The 2,927-nt window shown below is 30.9% G+C and carries 4 protein-coding genes; all 4 read left to right on the forward strand.

Features of this window, described 5'->3' with window-relative positions:
- A partial coding sequence (locus GSY74_RS03420) for an O-antigen ligase (protein ID WP_164663709.1) occupies positions 1 to 441 on the forward strand: 441 nt, incomplete at its 5' end.
- Positions 441 to 1,205 carry an ABC transporter permease gene (locus GSY74_RS03425; protein WP_164663710.1) on the forward strand — a complete coding sequence of 255 codons (765 nt, stop codon included), beginning with the start codon at positions 441 to 443 and terminating at the stop codon, positions 1,203 to 1,205. The genes GSY74_RS03420 and GSY74_RS03425, both read left to right, overlap by 1 nt.
- Complete coding sequence (locus tag GSY74_RS03430) at positions 1,205 to 1,933, forward strand: ABC transporter ATP-binding protein (RefSeq protein WP_164663711.1); 729 nt, start codon at positions 1,205 to 1,207, stop codon at positions 1,931 to 1,933. The genes GSY74_RS03425 and GSY74_RS03430 overlap by 1 nt, the downstream gene beginning before the upstream one ends.
- 12 nt (positions 1,934 to 1,945) lie before the next feature.
- Entirely contained in the window at positions 1,946 to 2,920 is a 975-nt protein-coding gene (locus GSY74_RS03435) for a glycosyltransferase family 2 protein (RefSeq protein ID WP_164663712.1), read from the forward strand.
- The last annotated feature ends 7 nt before the right edge of the window (positions 2,921 to 2,927 follow it).

Consider the following 2,927-nt stretch of genomic DNA (forward strand, 5'->3'; position numbering starts at 1 on the left):
ACCTATTTTTATAGTAAAAAAAGTGAAAAATATATTTCAAATGACTATACTGTCCCCTTAGGTAGATTTGGAACTTCACACAGTATGTATTTTCAAGACTTAGTGGGTAAAGGAATAATTGGTCTATTTACTCTTCTATCTATTATCTTTCTATCACTATTTTATCTATTTAGAGATATAGTAAAAAACAGTCCCAGAAAAGAGAACTTTATAGTTCAACTATCACTAATTTCATCGCTAATAGCTATATCCATATATGGTTTTGTTCAAGAGATTTTCTATACACAATCTATTCAGATTATATTTTGGATAGTGGTAGCATCATCACTAGTGGTGACAAAAAATAGTACTAATTATAAAAAAGCTCAAAAGCTCTACTCTAGGTTACTAATTTTGATTGTTCTGCTTATCCCTATACATCTTTATCTACAGGTTCCATAATGGCGTGGAGTGGACACTATAAAGACCTTTTTTTTGAGTTGGTCAAGAAAGATATTAAGGTTAGATATAAAAACAGCTATTTGGGTTATTTTTGGTCTTTAGCAAATCCGCTTCTGCTCTCTTTGGTATTTTACTATCTATTCAAAGTAGTATCAAAGGTTGATGTAGAGAACTATGCACTGTTTCTTATCTCTGCACTATTTGTGTGGCAGTGGATACTCAATAGTGTTATAGCAGGGACTACGCTCTACCATGAGAATGCATCTCTTATCAAAAAGGTAAATTTTCCAAGAAATTTTTTGGTTCTCTCTTTGGTTACAAGTGAGGGATTTAATTTTTTGGCATCTATTCCTATTTTGATTGGATTTATCCTCTATTATGGACTGTCACTTCATGCCATTTGGATTGTGGGGATTCCTCTGCTCCTGGCTATAACTATTGTTACAATATACTCTATTAGCTTGATAGTGGCAACGCTAAATCTTTTTTTTAGAGATATAGAGAGGATAATGGGTATCTTTATGACATTTATGTTTTATCTTACTCCTGTTTTATATCCTTTGTCTATGATACCTGATGAGTATAGATATATTGTCTATATAAATCTCTTTGCTCCACTGATAATAAGTTGGAGAAGGCTCTTTTTGGATGGTTCATTTGATTTGACCTTTTTACTGTTAGCGACTCTATACTCCATAGTTTTATATTTTTTTGCATCAAAAATATACGGTAAGCTAAAATATAAATTTGCAGAGTTGGTCTAATGAATAGAGTAGAGTTTATCAATGTAACCAAAAAATATAAGTTGCTCAATACTAGTGGTATAAAAGAGTTACTGTTTAATCCTATAAAGATAGTTAAAGAGTATAGAGAGAATCAATTTATGGCACTAGAGCGTGTTAGTTTTGAGATAAAAGATGGAGATGTTGTTGGTATAGTTGGGAGGAATGGAGCAGGAAAGAGTACTATGCTAGGTCTTATGGCAGGTGTGCTTTTCCCTACAGAGGGAAAGATAGAGGTTAATGGCAAGATTGCACCTCTGTTGGAGCTTGGTGCAGGGTTTCATCCTGATCTCTCGGGAAGAGAGAATATTGTTTTGAATGGTATTTTACTAGGGATGAGCAGGAAGGAGATGTTATCAAATATAGATAGTATTATAGAGTTTTCAGAGCTAAAAGAGTTTATTGAACAACCTATTAGAATATACTCTTCTGGGATGTTGTCTCGACTTGGATTCTCTATTGCTGTTCATACCAATCCTGATATACTATTGATTGATGAAGTACTCTCTGTGGGTGATAGAAGTTTTCAAAAGAGAAGTGAAGATAAGATATATGAGTTTAAGAAGATGAGGAAAACTATTATCTTTGTGAGTCATGATTTTGAATTGGTTAAAAAGCTCTGTAGTAAGATGATAATTGTTGAGAATCATAAAATTTTGTATAATGGGGGGATTGAGGATGGGGAGAAGATGTATAATGAAATTATCTAAAAGGTTACGGTATTGTCAAAACTGATAGTAATACTGCCATGTTTTAATGAGAGTAGTATAATCAAATACTCTATTGATAAATTATCTAATTTAATGGTTGAAATGATAAATAATAACTTGATTTCAGAAGATAGTTTTCTCTGCTTTGTTGATGATGGCTCACGAGATGACACATGGGAGATAATAAAACAATTTTCTAAAACAGATAAGTTGATAAAGGGTATAAAGTTATCAAATAATTTTGGACACCAAAATGCTTTATTGGCAGGATTGATGTCTAATATAAATAAAGCAGATATATTCATAACTATTGATAGTGATCTGCAAGATGATATAGAAGTTATACCTGATATGATTAAATCTTATAAATTGGGTAATGAAATTGTATATGGTGTTAGAAAAAGTAGAAATACGGACTCTTTTTTTAAAAGGAAAAGTGCAGAATTTTTTTATGATTTACAAAATCTAATAGGTATTAACATAATTAAAAATCATGCAGATTTCAGATTAATATCTAATAGTATTTTACTGGAATTAGATAAATTTAGAGAGATTAATCTCTATCTTAGAGCTATCTTTCCTCTTATTGGATACAGAAGTGATATTGTGTATTATGAAAGAAAAGCTAGATTAGCAGGAGAGACCAAATATCCATTAAGAAAAATGTTATCTTTTGCTTGGGATGGGATAACCTCATTTACTGTTTTTCCACTGAGACTAATAACAATATTAGGCACCATTATATTTTTGTTATCTATAATTATGATTATTTGGGTTCTATATCTAAAACTATTTACTGCTCAAACAATACCTGGTTGGAGTTCTACAACAATACCTATATATTTTTTAGGAGGTATTCAACTGCTCTCTTTAGGTATTATAGGTGAATATATAGGGAAAATTTATAAAGAGGTCAAATCAAGACCAAGATATATGATAGAAGAGTTAACAGATATAGATAAAAAAACAGTAGACTATGATAATTAAATATATA

This window comes from Sulfurovum sp. bin170, from assembly GCF_010892395.1.
Lineage (GTDB): Bacteria > Campylobacterota > Campylobacteria > Campylobacterales > Sulfurovaceae > UBA1140.